Source organism: Paenibacillus sp. GCM10023250 (genome assembly GCF_042653205.1).
GTDB lineage: Bacteria > Bacillota > Bacilli > Paenibacillales > Paenibacillaceae > Paenibacillus_Z.
The window spans coordinates 105,887-125,829 of the sequence record NZ_JBHSHY010000012.1 but is presented as its reverse complement, the minus strand read 5'-3'; the positions used below and the strand labels follow the sequence as shown (position 1 = coordinate 125,829).

Below are 19,943 nucleotides of genomic sequence, written 5' to 3'. Positions count from 1 at the left end.
CGATCAGCCGAATCATTTAAGAAGCGTAAGTGAGAGGCAAGCGATCAGATCACGTAACAGGAAAGAGGAGCGCAAGGATGAAGAGCGAACGCAAGCTGATTATTTTCCTCGACAGCGGGGATACGATTATCGACGAATCCACGGAAATTCGCGACGAGGAGGGCATCGTCGTCACCGCCGAGGTCATTCCCGGCGCGGACGTCATGGTGAAGACACTGTACGAGCGGGGCTACACGCTGGCGCTTGTCGCCGACGGCGACGCGCAGTCGTTCAAGAACATGTACAAGCGGCTCGGCTTGTACGATTACTTCACGACGATGATCTATTCGGAGACGATCAAGGCCGTCAAGCCGAGCCCGCGCATGTTCCGGGCGGCGGCTGGCGCGCTGGAGCTGAACGAAGCCGATTTCGGCCGCATCGTCATGGTCGGGAACAACCTGAGCCGCGACGTCAAAGGGGCGAACGCGCTCGGCATCGTCAGCGTCTTCCAAAGCTGGACGACGCGTTATCCGCACGAGCCGGCCGACGAGAGCGAGATTCCGATGTATACGATCCGCGATCCGCTGGAATTTCTCGAGCTCGCGGAGCAGCTGGAAGAGCGGCTGCGTGCCGGCAACGTGCCATTTTATTAATACGCGCGTGAATCGTCTCTGCCGCATGCTGCTGCCATCCATACGTGGCCGCAGTTAGCTGTAAAAAGTCCGCCATGGGATAGAAGACTCGTCCATACCAACGCATTTCCGTTTTCATAGAATGGAAGCATCCGTTAGGAAAGGAGTTGACTATCGCCATGGCGCAACTAATCGACTACAACGTCAGCGTTCCCGCCGTCGTCACGGACCAAGTCGCGATCGAGGTTCCGCAAACGCCGAACAAAGTGATCCTGTCGCAGCTCGGCATCTTCGTCTTGCCGCAGTACGCGCTTAACAACCGCGTCCAATTGGTCGCGACGTTCGGCGGAGAAGGCACGTCGGAGATTCCGAGATTCCTGTTCCGCGTATTCCGCGATAACCAGGAAATCTATTATATCCAGCAACCCTTCGAGTCCGGATTCGAGCATTTCGGCATCGCCACGTTCCAAGTCATCGATATCAACGTTTCGGCCGGCGCGCATGCGTACACGTTCTACGTGGAAAACCTGGAGCCGGGCTCGACGGGCCGAATCATCGGTCCGATGAACGTCAGCGCGGCCGTTTTCGCGGTCTGACCGATCGTTCGCGAATCACAGCATGACGGCTTAGTGCCGCAAACACGCCGACAGGACGAGCAGCCCCGCTGCTCGTCCTGTTCGTACATAATTATTCCTCTTTCCACAAACAATGTAACCGATGCAGCCAAAAGCGGAAAGAAGGGATAAGCGATGAAGAAGATACGCAGCCGGCGGGCGCTCGCGGCGGCGGCGCTGGCCATCGCGCTTAGCCCGTGGAACGCGCCTATGCGCGCTTCCGCGGAAGGAGCGGACGAGCCGGCCGGCCAGCGCCAGGTCGCGATCGTCATCGATGATTTCGGCAACGGAATGACGGGGACGCCGGAGATGATGCAGCTGCCCGTGCCGTTCACGACGGCGATCATGCCGTTCATGCCGACGACGAAGCGGGACGCGAAGCTCGCGCACAAGCTGGGCGACGACGTCATCGTGCACATGCCGATGGAGCCGATGAGGGGCAAGCCCGAATGGCTCGGCCCCGGTGCCATCACGACGGCGATGGACGACGCCGAGATCCGCAAGCGGGTGGAAGCGGCGATCGACGACGTGCCCTATGCGGTGGGCATGAATAATCACATGGGCTCCAAAGCAACGGCGGATGAGCGGGTCATGCGCGTCGTGCTGACCGTCGTGAAGGAGCGCGGGTTGTTCTTCCTCGACAGCCGGACGTCGTATAAGACGGTGGTCCCTAAGGTTGCCGCGGAGCTCGGCGTGCCGCTGTTGTCCAACGATGTGTTTCTCGACGACGTCTACTCGATGAACCATATCATGAAGCAGATCGGCTTGCTGCGCAAGCATCTGGAGAGCAACGACAGCTGCGTGACGATCGGCCACGTCGGCCCGCCCGGCAAGCTGACCGCCGCCGCGCTGAAGGACGCGATCCCGCGGCTGCAGGACAGCGCGCAGTTCGTCCGGCTGAGCGACATGCTCATCTCGTCAGCGGAGCAGGATGTAATTCCGCACCCCTGACGCGATGGCGGCGGCGAGCTCGGTCTGCTTGGCGGCGTCCGTCAGCATGCGCCTGTCGCCTTCATGGCTGATGAAGCCCATTTCCACGATGACGGCCGGTTGTCTGACGACGTTGAGCAGGTAGAACGGCTTGCCGACGCGGGGAAGCCCGCGCGTGTTCTGCCCTCGGTTTAGGGCATCCTGGATGCAGAAGGCGAGCAGGGCGCTCTCGCCTTCGTTCTGATGCAGGACGAGCGGTCCGTGCTCCGTCCGGTCCGGCGCCCAATTGACGTGAATGCTGACCAAGATTTGCGTGCTGATTTCTTTCGTCAGCTGGCTGCGCTGGGACAAATCCCGGCGATGCCGTGATGCTCCCGGATTCCAGCGGTTGTCGTCGCTGAGCGCGTAGTCGCCGTTCCGGTTCAAGACGGTCCGGATGCCTTGCGACCGCAGCATGGTATACACCTTCTTCGCGACGGCCAGGTTGATGTCTTTCTCCAGGATCTGCTCGTGGTGGGCGCCGCCGTCGATGCCGCCGTGGCCGACGTCGATCAGCACCTGCGCCGTCGGAAGGGCGCGGCTGTAATCGGTCGGCAGTTGGCCTTCGAGCAGGGAGTGCGCCGAAGGGGCCTCCCCCCATGGCTCCGCCGGTGCCGCCGAGGACGTTTTCGCGCTGCAGCAATACAGCCACACGGCCCCCGCCAATAGCGTCATCCCCATGCGAATCGGGCGACACCCAAAAAATCGTTCGCGCATCGTCATCCTCCTATGCCAACTTGATCATCCTTAGCGTGGCTCGGACCAAGGCAAGTCATTCATGTTTGAAAGGCATCGTTCGCGGGGAGACTGAGGATGGAAGCTTATCAATTCGAGCGAAGGGGAGATCTGACAGCATGGAGAAACGGACGGAGGAATATATTCGGTACATGACCGACCGCGTGGTCGATTTCATGGAGACGCCGCAGGCGCAGCGCAAGGAGAACCGCAAAAAAGCCAAAGCCCAAAAAGAGCCTTGGCTGGCGCGCTGGTTCGGCATGGGCGGGCTCGCGCTATCGCAATGGATGCGTTCGTCCCGCGACTAACGCAGCCGAGAACCGGACGAGACTTGCCGCCGAGGTCAACGATAAAAATGGCCTTCGCGATTGAGCGCGTCCACGGGAATGTAGCGGGTGCCGGGGAAGGCCTGATCGAACGCGACGTAGAGCGGGCCGCCGTTCCAGCCGTGATAACCGACCGCGGGCAGTACCTGCAGCACGGAAGCATTGAACAGCTCGGCGGTGTACCGGATCTGCAGAAGCTTGTCCAGCATGCCGGCGAGCCCTTGCACCTGATTTGCGGACAGCGGGGTGCTCGTCAGCCAGGGCATGCGCTCGAACGGATCGAAGGCGCGGTTCGAACGAACGGCGGTCAGCTGGCCGAGTTCCGCGGCGCCGGATCCGGCGGCCGCCTTCAGGACGCCCGGCGTCCGCTTGGACTGCTTCTGCCACGCCGCGTCGTCCACGGGCAGCGCTTCGCCGGTCCAGGCATCCAAATAATACGTCTCGCCGCCGGCCGACGACCATTTCCAGGCCGCCAGCATCGGAGACAGATAAAGCCGTTCCAGCCGGAGCGGCTTTTTGGCGATTTCGGCGTAGCTGCCGACCAGGCCCTGCCGGATCAGCGCGTTATACAGTGTAATGGGATAGAAAGCGGGGTGCGCGCCGACCCCGTATTCGCCGAGCCGGTACCCGCCTTCGGGCGTGGCGTTCACGATCATGTAGCCGAGCGGCTTGCTCCCGGCGGCGAAGGTCACGAGCCAGCCGTGCGTGCCTGGGCCGAGCGGGGCAATCGTCCGTTCGGCGGACGTCCACGCCCGAAAGGCGGGCTGCTTCGACAGCGCGTCGGTCCATGTCCGGACATGCTGCTGCAGCGCCGATTCGGCCGGCGCGGACGCCGCGGGAGCCATCGCGGCGGCAGAGGCCGCGCGGCCGGGAATGCCGGCGCCGAGCGCCAGCACGGCCGCCAAGACGGCAGCGAACATCGCGGTCCATTTGTTCATTAACGGCATCACCTGCAGTTTCCGTAGAATGGTTGACGAAGGGCTGACAGTACTTGACAACGCCAATTGTAGCGCAATGCGTGCGGAGAAGGTGTTGGTTCCTGTCAGGAAAACGGGACAAGCCGGCTTCTAATTTTGCCGGAATTTCGCTAACCGATGCCCTGCAAATAAAAAACGCCGCAGTTTATGGCGGAGACCTGGACGCGCGGCTCGTACTGCCAGCGAATCTCCGCCTGCCGCCGTTCGTACTGCTCCTGGGCGGCCGGCCGCGTCTCTTCGTCGGCGCCTTCGATCAGCGGCTCGTAATAATGCCGGATCGTGGCGAGCTCGTCATCCAGCCGCTTGTTGGCCGCGTCGGCCCAGCCGTAATCGTAGCCCCGAAGCTTCCGCTCCAGCGTCTGCTCCGCGATCGAGGCCGCCTTGGCGAGTGTGAAGGCGTTTTTGGCCGTGTGTACGTTTGGCGGCAGCTTCGGCGTCATCCGGTGCTGCAGCAGCCGGTCGTTGAACTGCTCCATGCATTGGCCCGTCGCGAGCGAGACGCCGAAGGAATGAATCTCCTCCCGCTTCATGTCGCACAGGAACTCTACCTTCATATTAACCCCCAGCCAAGCGCTGTAAGCAGTCGACTGGAGAGGGTGGCTGCTGCGCTTATCCGGTTCTTGGAACAGGCACAGGTAGCTGCCGCTCTGCCGCGAAGACACGAACAGCTGCTCCAGCCGGCGCGAGCCGAAATACAGATCCTCCCGCGGCACGCGCACGTTCGCGTTAAGCGAGCCGTGCACGTAGCCGAGGGAGCGGCCGAGCGCGGCGTCGACGGCAGACGTTTGCTGCGATGCGGGCTTCGGCGCCGGCGCAGCCGAGAACTCGTCGTACTTGTTCTTGTCCGTCACGAGCAGCATGGACATCGTTTCGGGCTCGGCGCCGGTGCGGTCGACGAAGCTCCAATAGTAGGACCGGTTCGTCAAGTCGCGGTCTGCACGCGGCGAGAGCTTGACCTGGAAGTGCGCCGGCGACTTCTCGACGATCCGGCATTCGGTCGCTTCCAGGTACCGCTGGACGAATTTGTGGATTTGGCGCTCGTTCATGGTCTCACCTCGATTGTTTGGCCGACGGCGTTCAGGACGGTATCGACCGCACCCAGTCCGTCGGTCTCCTCCGACTCGACCTCGTCCCGGATCCGGCTGAGCGAATCGCCGAGCTCGTCGATGCCGCGCCGCAGCACGTCCTTGTTCGTGCCCGACTCCATCACGAGCCGGGCCAGCCGCTGCTCCAGCGTCTCATTCTGCTCGAACCGCTCGAGAATATGGTCCAGCTCGCCGATGACGAGCTCGAACAGGTTGATCTTCTCGTGCAGCAAGCTGACGATATGCTCCTCGATCGTGCCGACGGTGCACAGGTTGTAGATGTGCACGTCGTGCGTCTGCCCGAGCCGATGCACGCGGCCGATCCGCTGCTCGACGCGCATCGGATTCCACGGCAGGTCGAAATTGATCATGTGGTGGCAGAACTGCAGGTTGATGCCTTCGCCGCCGGCTTCGGTGGCGATGAGCACCTGCGCGCGCCCGCGGAACAGGTCCATCATCCAATCCTTCTTGCCGCGGTTCATGCCGCCGCGATAGGGGACGGCCACCATGTTGTGGGACCGGAAATATTGCAGCAAATACTCCTGCGTCGCCCGGTATTCCGTGAAGATGATGACCTTGTCGTTCTCCTTCATCGCGCGGACGAGCTCCAATGCTTTCTCGGCCTTCGAGTTGGCGGTAATGCCGCGGATGACCTCGACGAGCTGCCAGATCTTTGCGCGAATCGGGGAATCCTCCGCCGTCTTCTTGAACATGTTCACGAGAGTCAGGAAGACCGCGTCCCGGCTGCTGCACACCTCGCGCTGCAGCGTCACGAGCGACAGCATGCTCGTCCAGTCGCCTTGATTCTCCTCGTAGCGTTCCTTCACAAACGCGGTCACGGCGTCGTAGAGCGCCTGTTCCTCGGCCGACAGCTGCAGCGGGATGTTCTTAACGATCCGCTTCGTGAAGTGGATCCCGCCATCCCCGCGGCGGTTGCGGATCATGACGGCCTGAAGCGCTTCCTGCAGCTGGTCCTCGTTCTTCGGCAGCCGCTTGTCCACGACGAAGTTCGCCGCGAATTCGCTCTGGCCGCCCAGCTGGCCCGGCTTCAGCAGCGTGATCAGGTTGTAGAGCTCGTCCAGGTCGTTCTGCACGGGCGTCGCCGTCAGCAGCAGGCAATATTTTTTGCGCATCGCGTTGACGAACTGGTAGTTGGTCGTCTTCTTGTTTTTCAGCTTATGCGCCTCGTCGATGATGAGCATGTCGTAATCCTGGTTCAGCAGCCGCTCGCGGTGCGGGTCGCGCTTGGCCGTGTCCATGGACGCGACGACGACGTCGTAGCCCCAGGAATGCTCCTTCTTCTGAGCGACCGCGGCGATGCCGAACTTCGCGTTCAGCTCCCGCACCCACTGCAGGACGAGCGAGGCCGGCACGAGCACGAGCGCGCGCTTGACGAGCCCGCGGACCATGTATTCCTTGAGCACGAGCCCGGCTTCGATCGTCTTCCCGAGGCCGACCTCGTCGGCCAATATCGCCCGGCCGCTCATTTCGTGCAGCACCTTGCGGGCGGTGCTGATCTGGTGAGGCATCGGCTCGAACGCCGGCAGGCTGCGCAGGCACTGCAGATCGTCGAAGCTGCCGATCAGCTTGGACTGCTCCGCTTCGACAGCCAACTGGTAGAGCGTCCAGTCGTCCCACGGGCCGTTGCGGTCGACCCGGTCCTGAAGCTGGTGGAGCCAGGTGCGGTCAAAATGCAGGTCGACGCTGGGATGCAGCTTGCGCCTCGCCGTGACGCTCGCGGCGGAAGCGGGCTGCGGTTCGGTTTTGGCAGAATCGTTACCCGGTTGCATGGAGGGAGGGGCTCCTTTCATGTGAGATCCCGACAAAATTAACGGAAACTGTATGTCGCTAGTATGGCCCTCGAATCACGAATTCATAAGGCGGGGGCGCGAAAAGGAGCGGCGGTTTCTTGCAGACCGCGCGCGCGGCGCGATGCTAGTTCAGCTATCGTTCGGCGAAGGCGGATCCGGAATGGTGGCCGGGCGGCGACGAAGCGCGGCGAAGGAAAAGGGTTTTGGCCGCCCGGGCGCGAAATAGGCACGCAGGGTAGGGAATGAGCGCCCTAGCGAACCGCTCGAGAATCGAAGGGGAGGATGCATCCATATGAAGCAGCGGAAGTACGATGCGTCGATAGACGGGAGGCAGCGCCGATGAGAGCCGCATCCGAGATCTTAGCGGTTTGGCACGCTTTCGACGATTTTCCGATGGAAACATTGACGAAAGCTTGGCATTACCGGTCGGGGAACGAGCCCAAGCAGCGCAGCGTGGAGCTGATGCGGCTGCACCGCGAGCGGTACGGCTCGTCGGGCAATTGCTTCGACCTCGCGCTGTGGCTGATCGACGCGTTTCGGCGCGAGGGGATATCGGCGTACGCCGTCGGCCACGACCTGCTGACGCCGAACGCGCACGTCGCAGTTGCGGCGCTGGACGGGCGGGGACGCGCCTATCTGTGCGATCTCGGCGACCAATGGATCGAGCCGATACTGATCGATGCCGGAAGCGGCGACTTCACGGAGGAACCGCTCGCCGGGTTCGTGTCGGGCGCGCGCGTCGCGCTGTCCGTCCGGGACAGCTGGCTGCACGTCGTCTATTTGCGGCCGAACGGCAAGCGGAGCGAGCAGACGTACGACCTGCGTCCGATCGCGCCGGACGCGCTGCTGGCGGCAGGCGAATACTCGCAGCGGCTGCTGCGCAAGCCGCTCGTCGAACGGCGGATCTATACGGAGACCGAGGTGCTGCACTGGGAGCTCGGCGACGACGCGAGCTACCTCAGCGGGAAGCGGGGACGGACCGAGGAAGAGCCGATGCGCTCGCTCGCGGATCGGGTGGAGCGCATTCATCGGCATACGGGAATGGACCGGCAGGTCATCGAGCAAGCGTTGACCGTCTACGGAACCGCTTCGATTCAATTCGACTAGGCCGCGCGGCCGCACGGAGGTAATACGATGAAGCTAGGCATGCTAGGCGCTGCCGGAATGCGGCACGCTCGAGCTCGCGTTCGCCCGGGTGCGAGAACTGTCCGTCGAACGGCTGCGGCGAGAATGGCCTTATGAAAAAAGCTAACGGCATTGGCGCTGCCGCTGTTCGAGCGCAAAGGGCGACAGGCACCGATGGCGGATCGCCGGGGAGCGGCAAGGGACATAGGCGCCGGAAACGATGGTTTGCCATTCTGCTGCCGCCACTCGCGTTGGCAGTCTTGCTTGCCGCCTATTTCCTGATTCCGCTCCCGGCGTCTGCCGTTCTGCCGTCTTCCGATTCGATCGAATCCATATACATCGATCGCATCAAGGACGGGGCCGTGGAACGGAGCCGTGTCTCCGGCTTTAGCGAGACGGAGCGGTTCGAGCTGGGGGCGCTGTTCCGTACATCGACGTTTCGCCGCCGCATCGGCGGCCAAAACGTCCGAAACGACGGCGAAACGCTGCTGCTGACGGTTGTCTTGACGGATCATCGCAATTACGAGCTAGATGTAAACGAGCATGGCGCAATCAATAGCAGAGGCAAAATTTATCGTGCTGACGCACGATTCTACGAAGGTTTGCGCACATGGCTCCGCGAACGTGCTGAGCCTTGAGTACGTCATCAAGGTCGCGATTTCGCTTCGTTTTGCCAAAATTAACCGGAACTTAACATCGCTCAGACATCCGCTTAATAATCTCGATCTATCATGCTAGAGAAAAGAGATTAGGAGGCGTAGACATGAAAGCCAATATGGGATGGAAGTCTTCGGTCATCGGTATTACGGCAGCGGCGCTCGTCGTGACGAGCTTCATCGCGGCGCAAAGCAAGAATGAAGTATCCGCCTCATCGAAACAAGCGAAGAACGTCATTCTCTTCGTCGGCGACGGCATGGGCACGGCTCAGCGCGACGCGATCCGCCTGGCAACGGTCGGCGAAAAGGGCCAGCTGGCCATGGACGCGATGCCTTACGTCGGTTTGGTTCATACGGGCTCCACGGTTCCGGTTACGGACTCCGCGGCTTCCGCGACGGCTTACGCCAGCGGCGTAAAAACGTACAACGGCGCCATCGGCGTGGACGCCAACAAAAAAAGCGTAAAAACGATTTTTGAATATGCAAAATCCGCGGGCAAATCCACGGGTCTCGTTACGACGAGCCAAGTCACGGACGCCACGCCTGCCGCGTTCGCTTCGCATGTCGAAGACCGCTCGAAGCAGAGCGACATCGCGCTGCAGTACCTGACGAAAACCAAAGTCGACGTTCTGCTCGGCGGCGGCGAAGACTTCTGGTTCCCGGCCGGTCAAGCCGGCGCGTTCAAGGACGAGCCTGTCGAAGATCCGTCCGAGAAGAGCAAAGGCACGCAGGGCAACCTCGTCGACAAGGCGAAATCGCTCGGCTACACCTACGTGAAAACGAAAGCCGACATGGAGAAGGCGAAAGGCGGCAAGCTGCTCGGCCTGTTCGCGAACGAAGAAATGTTCCAGCAACGCCCGGAAGGCGAAGGCGACCTTTACAATCCGATCGTTCCGCTGCCGGACATGACGAAAAAAGCGCTTGACACTCTGTCCGCGAATAAAAAAGGCTTCTTCCTGATGGTCGAAGAAGAAGCGACGGACGAAATGGCGCACAACAACAACGCGAAGCTGACGATCAAAGCCGGCCAAGAGCTGGATAAGTCGGTTCAAGTCGCGAAGAACTTCGCAAAATCGCATCCGGATACGCTGGTGCTTGTCCTGGCCGACCACGAAACGGGCGGCTTCTCGATCGAAGAAGTCGACGCGAACGACGAGTCGGGCGACACGATTTCCAAAGAAGACGGTCCGTTCCAAATCGCGAAGTCGAAGAGAAACTTCGTCGTTGACTGGACGACGTCCGGCCATACGGCGGTCGACATTCCGGTAACGGCGATGGGCACGGGCTCGGAGCTGTTCTCGGGCGTCTACGAGAACACGGGCATCTTCACGCGGCTCGCGCAAGCGATGGGCATCAAGCTGCCGAAGTAACAACAATCAGCGCGAAACAAACTGTCTCCGCATGCGGAGGCAGTTTTTTTTATTGAATTATCATACTAATATGTGTATATTAATACATAAAAATCCGGGAGAGGAGGCTTGGCTCTTGGCAGTTCCCATTGAAGAGTTGACGATGAACGCATGGCCCGCGCAGCAGACGGTGGTGCATGGCGGCTGGCTGCTTCGCTTGGCGGAGGGTTATACCAAACGCGCGAATTCCGTTCATCCGTTCTATGCGGGCGACGAATCGGAAGCGGCACTGAAGCGGAAAATCGAAGCCTGCGAAGCCTTCTACTGCCGCGCCGGCCAGGATACGATCTTCAAGCTGACGCCTTTCGCCCCGGCCGGACTCGATCTTCTGCTGGAAGCGCGCGGTTACGTGCTGGAATCGCCGTCCCGTGTTATGCTGTTAACGGACTTTGCGCGCCTTGGCAAGCCGCCCCGCGAACGGTCCGACGTGACGATCGAATGCGAGGACCGGCTCTCCTACTCTTGGCTGGACCACATGTGCGCTTTCAGCGGGATTGCGTCCTGCCACGAAGGTGCCGCCGCGCGGATCATGCACGCGATCACGATGAAGACGGGCTTTTTTACGCTGTATGTCGGCGGTGAGCCCGCTGCATGCGGCCTCGGGGTTCTCGAAGGTAAGCATGTCGGCCTGTACGACATCGCGACGGCTCCGGCTTTCCGCGGTCAAGGGCTGGGCGAACGCCTGATCCGCCGCATGCTGCAGTGGGCGGCCCGGAGCGGCGCCACGCGGAGCTACCTCCAGGTCGCGCAGAGCAACGGACCGGCGAACCGGCTCTACGCGCGGCTGTCGTTCGAGGAGCTGTATCCGTACTGGTACCGGGTCAAGAAGCGACCGAATCGCTGACCGCCAGGCTGCGCAATCACCAATATTAATGAAAAAGGGGATGCCCGTCTATGACGATCCGGCTTCGCGGTCATCATTTACTCTGCCTGCTCGGTTTCCGGGGCATGGGCTACTCGGCGGCGTATGCCGCCAATATGGCCCGCGTCTACAACCAGCTGAGGGACGAACCCGGCACGCCGGTGACGATCGTCGCCGGTCCCGACGAGCTGTGCGCCTGCTTTCCCGCGGACGCGGAACCGCACTGCGAGAACGCGTCCGTCGCCCGGCTCGATGGCGGCGCCCTCGCCAAGCTGAATTTGCGCGTCGGCTCGACGCTGCCGTGGTCGGCCGTGATCGAGCATGTGCGCGCCGGCGTGGCGCCGGAAGATATCGGGACGCTCTGCCATACATGCCAGTGGCGGTCCTACGGCGTCTGCGAAGCCGGCGTGCGCACGATCAAGGAAGGCGGCTGGCTGCCGCCGCTTCCGGAGTGAGCGGCTTGACCGCCGCGCGGATTCTCCCATTCAACCGGCAAATCCGTTCACGCTCCGCCCCGCCCCCAAGGCAGCGGCCCCGAACGTCGCCGGCGAGACGCGCGTATGCTAATCAGGCCTGGCCCCGCATGGCGGCCGGGCCTGATTTTTGTTGCCGGCGGGCGAAGCCGGCCATTTGATTTTCCATGGGCTGGAATGGTAAGATGCCTCTACGAGAAATGCGCCGGGCAGAAGGAGATGAGGAGAGACTTCTTGGAAAATCGTGCATCGGTCGTCGCGATGTGGATCTCGCTGCTCAGCAACGTGTGTTTGACGGGCATCAAACTGATCGTCGGCATCGTATTCGGCAGCCAGGTCCTCGTCGCGGACGGCATCCATAACGCGGGTGATATCATCGCCACGGCCACCGCCTACAGCTCCATGCGGGTGTCCGGCAAGCCGCCCGACGAAGACCATCCGTACGGGCACGGCAAAGCGGAGGTGCTGGGCGCCGGCATCGTCGCGTTCATCCTCGTGCTCGCGGCGCTGTACATGGGCTGCCAAGCCGTGCTGGCCTTCTTCCATCCGCCGGGCGAAGCGCACCTGATCGCGCTCTTCGCGGCCATCGTTTCGCTCATCGTGAAGCAGGTCTTGTACCTCTATACCAAGCGGGTCGGCCAGTCGATCAACAGCAAAGCGCTCATGGCCACGGCGTACGACCACTTGGCGGACGTCTACGCGTCGCTCGCGGCGTCGGTCGGGATCTTCCTCGCGTGGATCGGCGAGCGCGCGGACATCGCTTGGCTCAGCTACGGGGACCCCGCCGCGGGCGTGATCGTCTCGTTCCTCGTGCTGCGGCTCGGCTTCGAGATGGCGCGCGAGACCGTCGACGTGCTGATGGACAAAAGCCTCAGCCCCGACAAGATCGAAGACATCCTCGAGCATCTGCGCGAGGTGAAGGAAGTGAAGCGGATCGACCGGCTCCGGGCGCGGGAGCACGGGCATTACGTGCTGGTGGACGCGCGGGTGGCCGTCCTCGGCACGCTGACCATCCAGGAGGGGCATGACATCATCCGCAAGATCAAGCGGAAGGTGCAGGACGCGCATCCCGAGGTGGACGAAGTGCTCGTGCATCTGAATCCATGGTACGAGAACGAGTAATGCGGGACCGGCCGGCAGGGGCAGCCTTGCCGGCCTTTGCATGCCCGGGGCTAGGTCTATGGTCGCAAATACGCCGGGGCTGCAACCTTTTTCGAAATCCTGCCGTCAAGGGGCATGTAAGGTCTTGCAACACTACATCATGACAATTTGGAAGGAGCAGCAGATTATGAACAAGAAGAAAATCATTATCGCGGCAACGCTCGTCGGCCTGATGGGTTCGGCAGTCGCCGCGGAGGCATCAAGTTTTTTCCAAAAGGTCAGCGGCTTCGTGCGCAGCGACATCAAGGTCATCGTCGACGGCGAGAAGACGTCCATGAAACCGGTCTTTATTAACGGCCAAGCTTACCTGCCGGCGAAGAGCGAAGCGAATGCGCTCGGGTACGACGTCAAGTATAATCCGAGAGACAGAAGCCTGACGCTGACGTCCCGCGATCAAGGCAACGATGGCGGAAACGGCGGCGAGGAGGCGCAATTGATGATGCTGTCCGGCGTCGTGCGGAGCGTGAGCCGGCTCGACAACGGCGCGTATCGTCTCGACGTCGTCGGCCGCGGCCAGAACAGCTGGGTGCTGCTGACCGTCGACAAGGATACGAAGCTGACGAACGCAAGCGGCAAGAATGTCAACGTCAAAGACCTGAAAGCCGGCACGGAGATCGTCGCCGAATACGGTCCGGTCATGACGATGAGCTTCCCGGGGCAATCCCACGCCGTGAAAGTCACGGTCGGCAGCCAGCGCCTCGTGAAGGAAGACGTCATCACCGGCGTCAAGCATACGGATGACGGCTGGCAGGTGACGATCGGTCAAGCGAAGCACGGCGCCGGTCTGTCGCAAGTCGTGCTGAACGCCGGCAAAGAAACGAAGCTCATGAACGCCCAAGGTTCGTCGATCGAATGGGAAAGCCTGAAGCCGGGCACGAAAGTCGTCGCGTACTACGGACCGGAAATGACGAAGAGCCTCCCGCCGATCAGCCCGTTGCACTACCTCGTCGCGCTGACCGACAAGCCGGCCCAAGACACGCTGTCGCCCGCTCAAGTGACCGAATTCCAAAAGCTCGCGTGGAGCAAGCTGCCTGAAGGCCAAGCGTCCCACGTGACGACGAAGAGAGACGAAGCGTCCGTTGAGCTCGTGAACGCGTCCGAATCCGGCGTGCTGGCAACGACCGACGAAGCGAAGAAGCTGCTGCAAGCCGCGAAGGATAAAGGCGGCAAGCTGGTGACGGTTACGTACCAGACCGACCAAGATCAGCTGCTCGGACCGCTGACGGTCGTATTCGACTTGGAAAGCAAAACGTTCATCGGCTACAACGTGCGCCGATAAGCATCGCGAACGCCCCCACGCCCCTGGCATAAGCCGGGGGCGTTTTTTTGCGCGTCGCCGGGGCTGCCGGATCCGTCGTTCCTATCGTCCGCCGTGGCGGGCGGCAGTCATCTTCCGTGCAGCGCGCGGTATTCGGACGGGCTTTGCCCCGTCTCCTTGCGGAAAAACTTCGCGAAATGATTCGTTTCCTTGAAGCCGGTCTGATCCGCGACGTCCTTGATGCTGAGCGAGGTGGTCGACAGCAGGATTTTCGCCTTGTCCGCCCGGCGGCGGCTGATGTACTTGAGCGGCGGGACGCCGAACTGCTTTTTGAAATACGCGATGAAATAGTTCGGGTGGAGGTGGGCGGCCTTCGCCATGTCCTCGACCTTGAGCCCGCTTTCCATATGGGCGTCAATGTACGATTGAATGAACTGGATCCGCTTCAGATCCTCCGAGCGGTGCTGCAGGATCGCGATCGGCACGTGCTCCAGGTAGCGGGAGAGAATCTCGAGCAGCACGGACTTCTCGCGCAGCCGCGCCACGACGGAGGCGTTCCCGTACGAGCCGACGAGCAGCTTGAACAGCGCGGTCATTTCCTCGCGGTCGGCCACGGAAATCGCGAGCGGCACGCCGATCCATTGGAACAGGTCGAACGGACCGATCGAAGCCGTGAAATGGCACCAGTATTTCAAGTAGGGGGGGCGGTTCTTCAGCGTCGCGTAGGACTGGGTGACGTAAGCGGGGAGCAGGCACAGATCGCCCTGGACCGGCCGCAGCTCCGTATCGCCGGACTTGACCCAGCCTTCCCCTTCGAGGATATAGTAGAGCTTATTGTATTCGGGCACGAAGTCGTAGTCCTGCCACTCGTGGGTTACTTGCGTCCGGTACGCGACCTGCAGATCGATTTGCAGCGAATGCAGCAGGTCGGTCAGGGCGCCGTGCTCGCGTTTCATGTTCATGCTCATGCTCATGCGGGAATCTCCTCACTGACGGCGTCGTTCGGAATCTTATGGATTCATCATAGACGATTTGGGCGGCCGTGAAAACGGATACCTTAACTTTGGCACCTTCATTCTTAGCCTTGGCCATTTGAATGCGCTTGGCCGGATCCTATAATGGGGAGGAATAGAGAACCGAGGAGGACGATGGCCATGACGCAGCGCCAGCCGCTTTTGCTGACTGACGAACAGATGAAATCGTTTATCGTGAACGGCTTTTTGATTTTGAAGACGGATTTTCCGAAGGAATTCCATGAACGGCTCGTCGGGCAGCTGAACGAGATTTACGACAAGGAAGGCAACCCGGGCAATAATATTTTGCCGCGGATCCGAGACCTGCAGCGGGTGTTCGAGCACCCCGTCGTGACCGGCGCGCTGACGAGCGTGCTGGGACCGGACTACTTGCTCCACACGCACCGCCACGGCCACTACAACGCCGTGCCGAAGCCGGGGGCGTGGCATAAGGACAGCTACTGGGGCTACGACCGGCTTCGCAACCATCATCCGTGGTGGGCGATGATCATGTACTTCCCGCAGGACACGCCGCAGGAGCTCGGCCCGACGGGCGTGCTACCGGGCACGCAGTACGAGGATGGCCGCAACTTCGCGTCGGACGAGATGGAGGAGGAAGCGACGGCGAGAGGGGAAGCGGGCACATTCGCACTCATTCATTACGACATCTGGCACCGCTCCACGCCGAACCTGCTCGGCAGCCCGCGCTTCATGCTGAAATTCGAATTCATGCGGACGCAAGCGCCGACGGCCCCGTCCTGGGATAACCGGACGGCGGATTTCGCTCAGGTAGCCGGAGGCGAACCGTCGACTCATCGCGAGATCGCCGAGGAGGTCTGGAATTGGCTGTCCGGCCGCGTAGCGTCCCGCGCGGGCACAAAGCCTGGCGACGCGGCGTCGGTCGAAGCGCTGGCGGCGCGCCTGAAGGAGTCGAAGGAGCCGGACGCCCTCGCGGCGGCGTACGACCTGGCGGCAAGCGGACCGGCCGGCATTGAAGCGCTGCTAGCCGCGCTGAGCGGCGGCTACAAGAAGCGTGCGCGCATCGCGGCGTACGGGCTCTCCACGGCCGGCGCCGAGGCCGTGCCGGGCTTGACGGCCCTGCTCGGCAGCGAGGACGAGACGGCCGTGAACAACGCCGTCTTCGCGCTCTCCGAGCTGCGCGGCTTCGTCGACGGCGCCGTGCCGCGCGTCGCGGCGCTGCTCGATCATTCGGCCGTGGAGGTGCGGCGCACGGCCGTGGATGCGCTCGGCATCATGAGCGCCGATGCGCCAGCCGTCGTCCCGGCGCTGATCAAGGCGCTCTCGGATGCCGACACGCAGGTGCGCTTCACGGCGGGCCTGTCGCTCGTGCGCGTCGGCCCCGGCGCGGCGGCTGCCGTGCCGGCGCTGGCGGGCGCGCTCGAGGACGCGAACCGCTACGTGCGCGGCCACGCGCTGGAGGCGCTGCGCGCGATCGGCACGCCGGAGGCGCACGAGGTGCTGATGCACGAGCTGTTCAACACGCGCTGGTGCTCCGACACGACGCCGGCGAGCACGTTCTGACGCGAGGCGGCTGGACGCTCGGCCAAGCCGCGGCAACGCAAAGAGGCGATGCGGATGCATCGCCTCTTTGCCGTGCGCGCCTCTTGCGGCCGCCGCGGGCCGGCGCCGGCCGCTCGCAAACGCGCCTCGGCGCGAGCGGCACAGCGCCCGCGTCGCGAGGCAGCGCCCGCTTACCCCGCGGCGGGGCATATCGTGCACGTCGCGAGCGGAGTGCCGGGGCGGCGCAGACCCAACCGCCGCGGACGCCGCGAAAACCGTGCGTCCTAGTCGAGCTCCGCCATCGCCGGCATGCCGTCCTGCGCCCCGAACACGGTGACGGAATGGGACGCGGCCTTGACGGCCAGCTGCAGCGCGTCCTCTAGGCGCCGGCCGGCGGCGAGGCCGTAGCAGAGCGCCGCGTTGAACGCGTCGCCCGCGCCCGTCGTGTCGACGACGTCCACGATCGGCGCGGGGACCGTCACGATATCGCCGCCGCTTGGCGCGAGGCACGAGATGCCGTGCTTGCCGCGCGTCACGATCAGCGTTTGTCGCGGATGGCGCTCGCGCCATGACCGCATCCGGGCGAACAGCTCATCCTCGTTCGCGGCAGAGCTGCCGTAGTAGTAATCGAATTCCGTCTCGTTCGGCGTGAAATAGTCGCCGAGCGCGATCTGCTCGTCCGTCAAGGCCGCGGCCGGCGCGGGATTGAGGATCGTGCGCACGCCGGCCTCGCGGGCGATCCGCAGCGCGGTCTCTACCGCGGGCAGCGGGATCTCGAGCTGCACGATCAGCGCGTCGGCGCCCGCGATGTATGCCCGGTGCGTCTCGATCATCTCCGGCGTGCAGCGGCCGTTGGCTCCGGGCACGATGACGATGCAGTTGTCGCCTTCGGTATGGAGGATGGCGGCGGTGCCGGTCGCGGCGTCCTTCAATTCCGCGATCGCCGCCGTATCGACGCCGAAGCCCCGCATCCGCGCCAGGATTTGAGAGCCGAACGCGTCGCCGCCGACGGCACCGATCATGACGACGTCCGCGCCGAGACGCGCGCAGCCTACCGCCTGGTTCGCGCCCTTCCCGCCGGAAATATAGTGAATGCTGTCCCCTTGAATCGTTTCGCCCATCCGGGGCATGCGCTCCATCGAGAGGACCAAGTCCATGTTCAAGCTGCCGACAACGGCGATTTTCGGCTTCCGCGCCATCCGAATCATCCTTTGGCTTTGAATTTCGGCACCGCGTCTGGTACCATTTGCAAGCGATCTACCGCGACTATAGCACGGCCCGAAAACGACCGTCAATTCCAGCGCGATCCGCAGCCCGAATCGGCAATAAAAAAAGCCCGGGCGGCGCCCGAGCGTTAGTTGATCGCAATTGGTCTAGCGATGATTAGAATGCGTGTTGTTCAACAAGAATTGCGCTAAAGAAATGGTCGGGACGACACGATTTGAACATGCGACCTCCTGGACCCGAACCAGGCGCTCTACCAAGCTGAGCTACGTCCCGTTAAGTAGAAGTGTTAAGCACAAGAGGAATATTATCATAATCTCCAAAAAGGATGCAAGTCCTATTTTTCGGTTCGCTTCGCGTAACGAAACCGGAATCCCGGCTTCGGTGCGGAGGGATGTTCCGGGGGCGCAATCCGGTACGTAGGATTGTCCCACCTGAGTCTAGAATCCGCTTCGATGACGAAGCCGAATTTGCTGTAAAAGTGCCGCAGCCGCTCCGCGTGGTCTTTGTGCCCGGCCTGCTGCATCCGGCCTTCGATGCGGGCGACGTTCCCGCGTTCCGCGAGCGCCAGCAGCTGCTTCATCATTAGGGAGCCGTAGCCGCGGCCGATCTTGTCGCCTAGAATGCGGATATATTGCAGCGTCCAAACGTTGTCAGTCCCGCCGGCCGGCGTCACGTGCAAGGCCGGATCGGTGAGATGGCGCTTGGTGGCGATCCCGGTCTCGTAGACGATGCGCGCATGGATATCGAGCCTCTCTGGCGGCGAATAGAGAATGACCGCGTCGCCCGACTGCGCCGCGGCGACGCGGTGCACGGCGCACCGCTCGGCGCGGAGCAGCTCGAGCTGCTGCTCGACGAAAGCGTCTTCCATCGGAGTTCCTCCTTGGGCCGTGGCAGGGCGGCCGCCGTTTGTACAGTTTATTCCCGCGGGCGGCGGCTCATGACGCCAGCCCGCCGCCGCGCGCAACCGTTTCCATACATATATAGATTGTATCGTGTATATAGAGGCGGGCAGGAAGGACTAGTGCGGCATTCCGGCCAACGCCGCATTCCGGGTCCTTACGAATCCGGCTTAAGGCCCGCGTTCCGGGACGTATGAGGGACTATTCGCGGGAATCGCCTCGAAAAGCTCCTTTCTTGTTTCGGTTCCGTATGGTAAATTAAGGGTAACTAATGGCGGAGGAAGCCCCCGTTCGCGATTAATTTTTTGAAACGAATCGTCTCCCGCAGCCGTAATAGGTAACATAAACGCTGACGAACAGCACACCCCAAGGAGGAAAAAGAACCATGTCTGTATTCAAACGCCTGCGCGACCTTACGTTGTCGAACGTATACGCCCTGATCGAAAAAGCCGAAGATCCGATCAAACTGACGGACCAATATATCCGCGACATGCAGGACGACCTCGAAGACGCCGAGAAGGCGGTCGCCGCGCAAATCGCGATCGAGAAACGGTTCAAGCAGTTGTACGAGGAACAGGACGCGCTCGTGCAGAAGCGCACCGAGCAAGCGCACACGGCGGCGTCCATGCAGAACGTCGAGCTCGCGCGCCGCGCGCTGGAAGAGAAGAAAGCTGCTGAGCAGAAGCGCGATGAATACAAGCTCAGCTACGATTCCAACAAAGCATCCGCGGACAATCTCCGCGCGAAGCTGAGCGAGATGCGCGACCAGCTGACGGAAATGAAAAACAAGCGCGAAACGCTCGTGGCCCGCTACAAAGCGGCGAAAGCGCAAGCCGACATCAACAAGTCGATGGCAGGCTTCAGCTCCGACTCGGCGATGTCCGGCCTGAAGCGGATGGAAGAGAAAATGCTGCAGGCGGAAGCGCAAGCCGAGGCGAGCAACGAAATGAGCAGCAAAGCCAAGTCGCTCGACGACGAGTTCGAATCGCTCGGCCGGAACAAAGCCGTCGACGACGAGCTGGCCGCGCTCATGAAGCAATACGAGAAAAAAGAATAAGCTCGTAGTATACTACAAGTAAGTACCGCAGTAGCCAGCTCATGGAAAGAACGTCTGCCGGCATGGACCGCAAGCTTCGCGCGCTTCCATCCGCGAGGACGTTTTTTCTTTGGTCTCGCGGTCGCTGCGGCAAAATAGACGATGGAGGCTCTTG

General features: G+C 62.0%; 20 protein-coding genes and 1 tRNA gene. 13 read left to right on the top strand and 8 right to left on the bottom strand.

Annotated features, from left to right (window positions below):
• Positions 1-77 precede the first annotated feature (77 nt).
• From ACFPB1_RS12370 to ACFPB1_RS12360, 3 genes are all read left to right on the top strand, one after another.
• Positions 78-632 carry an HAD family hydrolase gene (locus tag ACFPB1_RS12370; RefSeq protein WP_379225575.1) on the top strand — a complete coding sequence of 185 codons (555 nt, stop codon included), beginning with the start codon at positions 78-80 and terminating at the stop codon, positions 630-632.
• A 158-nt stretch (positions 633-790) separates the two neighbouring features.
• Positions 791-1,207 (top strand): exosporium protein C, encoded by a 417-nt coding sequence (locus ACFPB1_RS12365; RefSeq protein WP_379225573.1) that lies wholly within the window; start codon positions 791-793, stop codon positions 1,205-1,207.
• 153 nt (positions 1,208-1,360) lie between these two features.
• Positions 1,361-2,176, top strand: coding sequence for a divergent polysaccharide deacetylase family protein (locus tag ACFPB1_RS12360; protein ID WP_379225571.1), 816 nt, complete (start codon positions 1,361-1,363; stop codon positions 2,174-2,176).
• Here ACFPB1_RS12360 and ACFPB1_RS12355 read toward each other — a convergent pair.
• Positions 2,144-2,911, bottom strand: a complete 768-nt coding sequence (locus ACFPB1_RS12355) for an N-acetylmuramoyl-L-alanine amidase family protein (RefSeq protein ID WP_379225569.1) — start codon at positions 2,909-2,911, stop codon at positions 2,144-2,146. The two genes, ACFPB1_RS12360 and ACFPB1_RS12355, sit on opposite strands and share 33 nt — an antisense overlap.
• Positions 2,912-3,048: 137 nt before the next feature.
• Here ACFPB1_RS12355 and ACFPB1_RS12350 point away from each other — a divergent pair, with 137 nt between their 5' ends.
• A complete protein-coding gene (locus ACFPB1_RS12350) occupies positions 3,049-3,237 on the top strand; it encodes a YqzE family protein (protein WP_379225567.1) in 189 nt (62 codons plus the stop codon).
• 35 nt (positions 3,238-3,272) lie between these two features.
• Here the strand turns inward: ACFPB1_RS12350 and ACFPB1_RS12345 are convergent, their stop codons facing one another.
• From ACFPB1_RS12345 to ACFPB1_RS12335, 3 genes are all read right to left on the bottom strand, one after another.
• The gene (locus ACFPB1_RS12345; protein WP_379225565.1) at positions 3,273-4,193 is read right to left on the bottom strand and encodes a hypothetical protein; all 921 of its coding nucleotides are present in this window, start codon (positions 4,191-4,193) and stop codon (positions 3,273-3,275) included.
• Between the two features lie 149 nt (positions 4,194-4,342).
• A complete protein-coding gene (locus ACFPB1_RS12340; RefSeq protein WP_379225563.1) occupies positions 4,343-5,278 on the bottom strand; it encodes a YqhG family protein in 936 nt (311 codons plus the stop codon).
• Positions 5,275-7,107, bottom strand: coding sequence for a DEAD/DEAH box helicase (locus ACFPB1_RS12335; RefSeq protein ID WP_379225561.1), 1,833 nt, complete (start codon positions 7,105-7,107; stop codon positions 5,275-5,277). Before ACFPB1_RS12335 ends, ACFPB1_RS12340 begins: the two co-directional genes overlap by 4 nt.
• Positions 7,108-7,467: 360 nt before the next feature.
• Here ACFPB1_RS12335 and ACFPB1_RS12330 point away from each other — a divergent pair, with 360 nt between their 5' ends.
• From ACFPB1_RS12330 to ACFPB1_RS12300, 7 genes are all read left to right on the top strand, one after another.
• On the top strand, positions 7,468-8,235 hold the full coding sequence (locus tag ACFPB1_RS12330) for a hypothetical protein (protein ID WP_379225559.1): 768 nt from the start codon (positions 7,468-7,470) through the stop codon (positions 8,233-8,235).
• 131 nt (positions 8,236-8,366) lie between these two features.
• Positions 8,367-8,891: a hypothetical protein gene (locus tag ACFPB1_RS12325; protein WP_379225557.1), complete on the top strand. Its 525-nt coding sequence runs from the start codon at positions 8,367-8,369 to the stop codon at positions 8,889-8,891.
• 125 nt (positions 8,892-9,016) lie between these two features.
• Positions 9,017-10,279: an alkaline phosphatase gene (locus tag ACFPB1_RS12320; RefSeq protein ID WP_379225555.1), complete on the top strand. Its 1,263-nt coding sequence runs from the start codon at positions 9,017-9,019 to the stop codon at positions 10,277-10,279.
• A 115-nt stretch (positions 10,280-10,394) separates the two neighbouring features.
• The gene (locus ACFPB1_RS12315; RefSeq protein WP_379225553.1) at positions 10,395-11,162 is read left to right on the top strand and encodes a GNAT family N-acetyltransferase; all 768 of its coding nucleotides are present in this window, start codon (positions 10,395-10,397) and stop codon (positions 11,160-11,162) included.
• Positions 11,163-11,212: 50 nt separating this feature from the next.
• Entirely contained in the window at positions 11,213-11,635 is a 423-nt protein-coding gene (locus ACFPB1_RS12310; protein ID WP_379225551.1) for a DUF1284 domain-containing protein, read from the top strand.
• A 279-nt stretch (positions 11,636-11,914) separates the two neighbouring features.
• Positions 11,915-12,775: a cation diffusion facilitator family transporter gene (locus tag ACFPB1_RS12305; protein WP_379225619.1), complete on the top strand. Its 861-nt coding sequence runs from the start codon at positions 11,915-11,917 to the stop codon at positions 12,773-12,775.
• A 166-nt stretch (positions 12,776-12,941) separates the two neighbouring features.
• Positions 12,942-14,093, top strand: coding sequence for a stalk domain-containing protein (locus ACFPB1_RS12300; RefSeq protein ID WP_379225549.1), 1,152 nt, complete (start codon positions 12,942-12,944; stop codon positions 14,091-14,093).
• Between the two features lie 107 nt (positions 14,094-14,200).
• On the opposite strand, the gene ACFPB1_RS12295 is transcribed toward ACFPB1_RS12300, so the two are convergent.
• Positions 14,201-15,046 (bottom strand): AraC family transcriptional regulator, encoded by an 846-nt coding sequence (locus ACFPB1_RS12295; protein WP_379225547.1) that lies wholly within the window; start codon positions 15,044-15,046, stop codon positions 14,201-14,203.
• A gap of 180 nt (positions 15,047-15,226) precedes the next feature.
• Between ACFPB1_RS12295 and ACFPB1_RS12290 the strand changes: the two genes are divergently transcribed.
• Positions 15,227-16,627, top strand: a complete 1,401-nt coding sequence (locus tag ACFPB1_RS12290) for a HEAT repeat domain-containing protein (RefSeq protein WP_379225545.1) — start codon at positions 15,227-15,229, stop codon at positions 16,625-16,627.
• 263 nt (positions 16,628-16,890) lie between these two features.
• Here the strand turns inward: ACFPB1_RS12290 and rbsK are convergent, their stop codons facing one another.
• The 3 genes from rbsK to ACFPB1_RS12275 form a co-directional block, all read right to left on the bottom strand.
• Positions 16,891-17,805 carry a ribokinase gene (gene rbsK / locus ACFPB1_RS12285; RefSeq protein WP_379225543.1) on the bottom strand — a complete coding sequence of 305 codons (915 nt, stop codon included), beginning with the start codon at positions 17,803-17,805 and terminating at the stop codon, positions 16,891-16,893.
• Positions 17,806-18,029: 224 nt separating this feature from the next.
• Positions 18,030-18,106 (bottom strand) — tRNA-Pro (locus ACFPB1_RS12280).
• 61 nt (positions 18,107-18,167) lie between these two features.
• Complete coding sequence (locus tag ACFPB1_RS12275; RefSeq protein ID WP_379225541.1) at positions 18,168-18,701, bottom strand: hypothetical protein; 534 nt, start codon at positions 18,699-18,701, stop codon at positions 18,168-18,170.
• Between the two features lie 416 nt (positions 18,702-19,117).
• On the opposite strand from ACFPB1_RS12275, the gene ACFPB1_RS12270 reads away from it, so the two are divergent.
• Complete coding sequence (locus tag ACFPB1_RS12270) at positions 19,118-19,789, top strand: PspA/IM30 family protein (RefSeq protein WP_379225539.1); 672 nt, start codon at positions 19,118-19,120, stop codon at positions 19,787-19,789.
• The last annotated feature ends 154 nt before the right edge of the window (positions 19,790-19,943 follow it).

Bases quoted from the DNA above. Each gene is read 5' to 3' on its own strand.
- ACFPB1_RS12370 (WP_379225575.1), top strand. From the start codon at position 78: ATGAAGAGCGAACGCAAGCTGATTATTTTCCTCGACAGCGGGGATACG.
- ACFPB1_RS12365 (WP_379225573.1), top strand. From the start codon at position 791: ATGGCGCAACTAATCGACTACAACGTCAGCGTTCCCGCCGTCGTCACG.
- ACFPB1_RS12360 (WP_379225571.1), top strand. From the start codon at position 1,361: ATGAAGAAGATACGCAGCCGGCGGGCGCTCGCGGCGGCGGCGCTGGCC.
- ACFPB1_RS12355 (WP_379225569.1), bottom strand. From the start codon at position 2,911: ATGCGCGAACGATTTTTTGGGTGTCGCCCGATTCGCATGGGGATGACG.
- ACFPB1_RS12350 (WP_379225567.1), top strand. From the start codon at position 3,049: ATGGAGAAACGGACGGAGGAATATATTCGGTACATGACCGACCGCGTG.
- ACFPB1_RS12345 (WP_379225565.1), bottom strand. From the start codon at position 4,193: ATGAACAAATGGACCGCGATGTTCGCTGCCGTCTTGGCGGCCGTGCTG.
- ACFPB1_RS12340 (WP_379225563.1), bottom strand. From the start codon at position 5,278: ATGAACGAGCGCCAAATCCACAAATTCGTCCAGCGGTACCTGGAAGCG.
- ACFPB1_RS12335 (WP_379225561.1), bottom strand. From the start codon at position 7,107: ATGCAACCGGGTAACGATTCTGCCAAAACCGAACCGCAGCCCGCTTCC.
- ACFPB1_RS12330 (WP_379225559.1), top strand. From the start codon at position 7,468: ATGAGAGCCGCATCCGAGATCTTAGCGGTTTGGCACGCTTTCGACGAT.
- ACFPB1_RS12325 (WP_379225557.1), top strand. From the start codon at position 8,367: ATGAAAAAAGCTAACGGCATTGGCGCTGCCGCTGTTCGAGCGCAAAGG.
- ACFPB1_RS12320 (WP_379225555.1), top strand. From the start codon at position 9,017: ATGAAAGCCAATATGGGATGGAAGTCTTCGGTCATCGGTATTACGGCA.
- ACFPB1_RS12310 (WP_379225551.1), top strand. From the start codon at position 11,213: ATGACGATCCGGCTTCGCGGTCATCATTTACTCTGCCTGCTCGGTTTC.
- ACFPB1_RS12305 (WP_379225619.1), top strand. From the start codon at position 11,915: ATGTGGATCTCGCTGCTCAGCAACGTGTGTTTGACGGGCATCAAACTG.
- ACFPB1_RS12300 (WP_379225549.1), top strand. From the start codon at position 12,942: ATGAACAAGAAGAAAATCATTATCGCGGCAACGCTCGTCGGCCTGATG.
- ACFPB1_RS12295 (WP_379225547.1), bottom strand. From the start codon at position 15,046: ATGAGCATGAGCATGAACATGAAACGCGAGCACGGCGCCCTGACCGAC.
- ACFPB1_RS12290 (WP_379225545.1), top strand. From the start codon at position 15,227: ATGACGCAGCGCCAGCCGCTTTTGCTGACTGACGAACAGATGAAATCG.
- rbsK (WP_379225543.1), bottom strand. From the start codon at position 17,805: ATGGCGCGGAAGCCGAAAATCGCCGTTGTCGGCAGCTTGAACATGGAC.
- ACFPB1_RS12275 (WP_379225541.1), bottom strand. From the start codon at position 18,701: ATGGAAGACGCTTTCGTCGAGCAGCAGCTCGAGCTGCTCCGCGCCGAG.
- ACFPB1_RS12270 (WP_379225539.1), top strand. From the start codon at position 19,118: ATGTCTGTATTCAAACGCCTGCGCGACCTTACGTTGTCGAACGTATAC.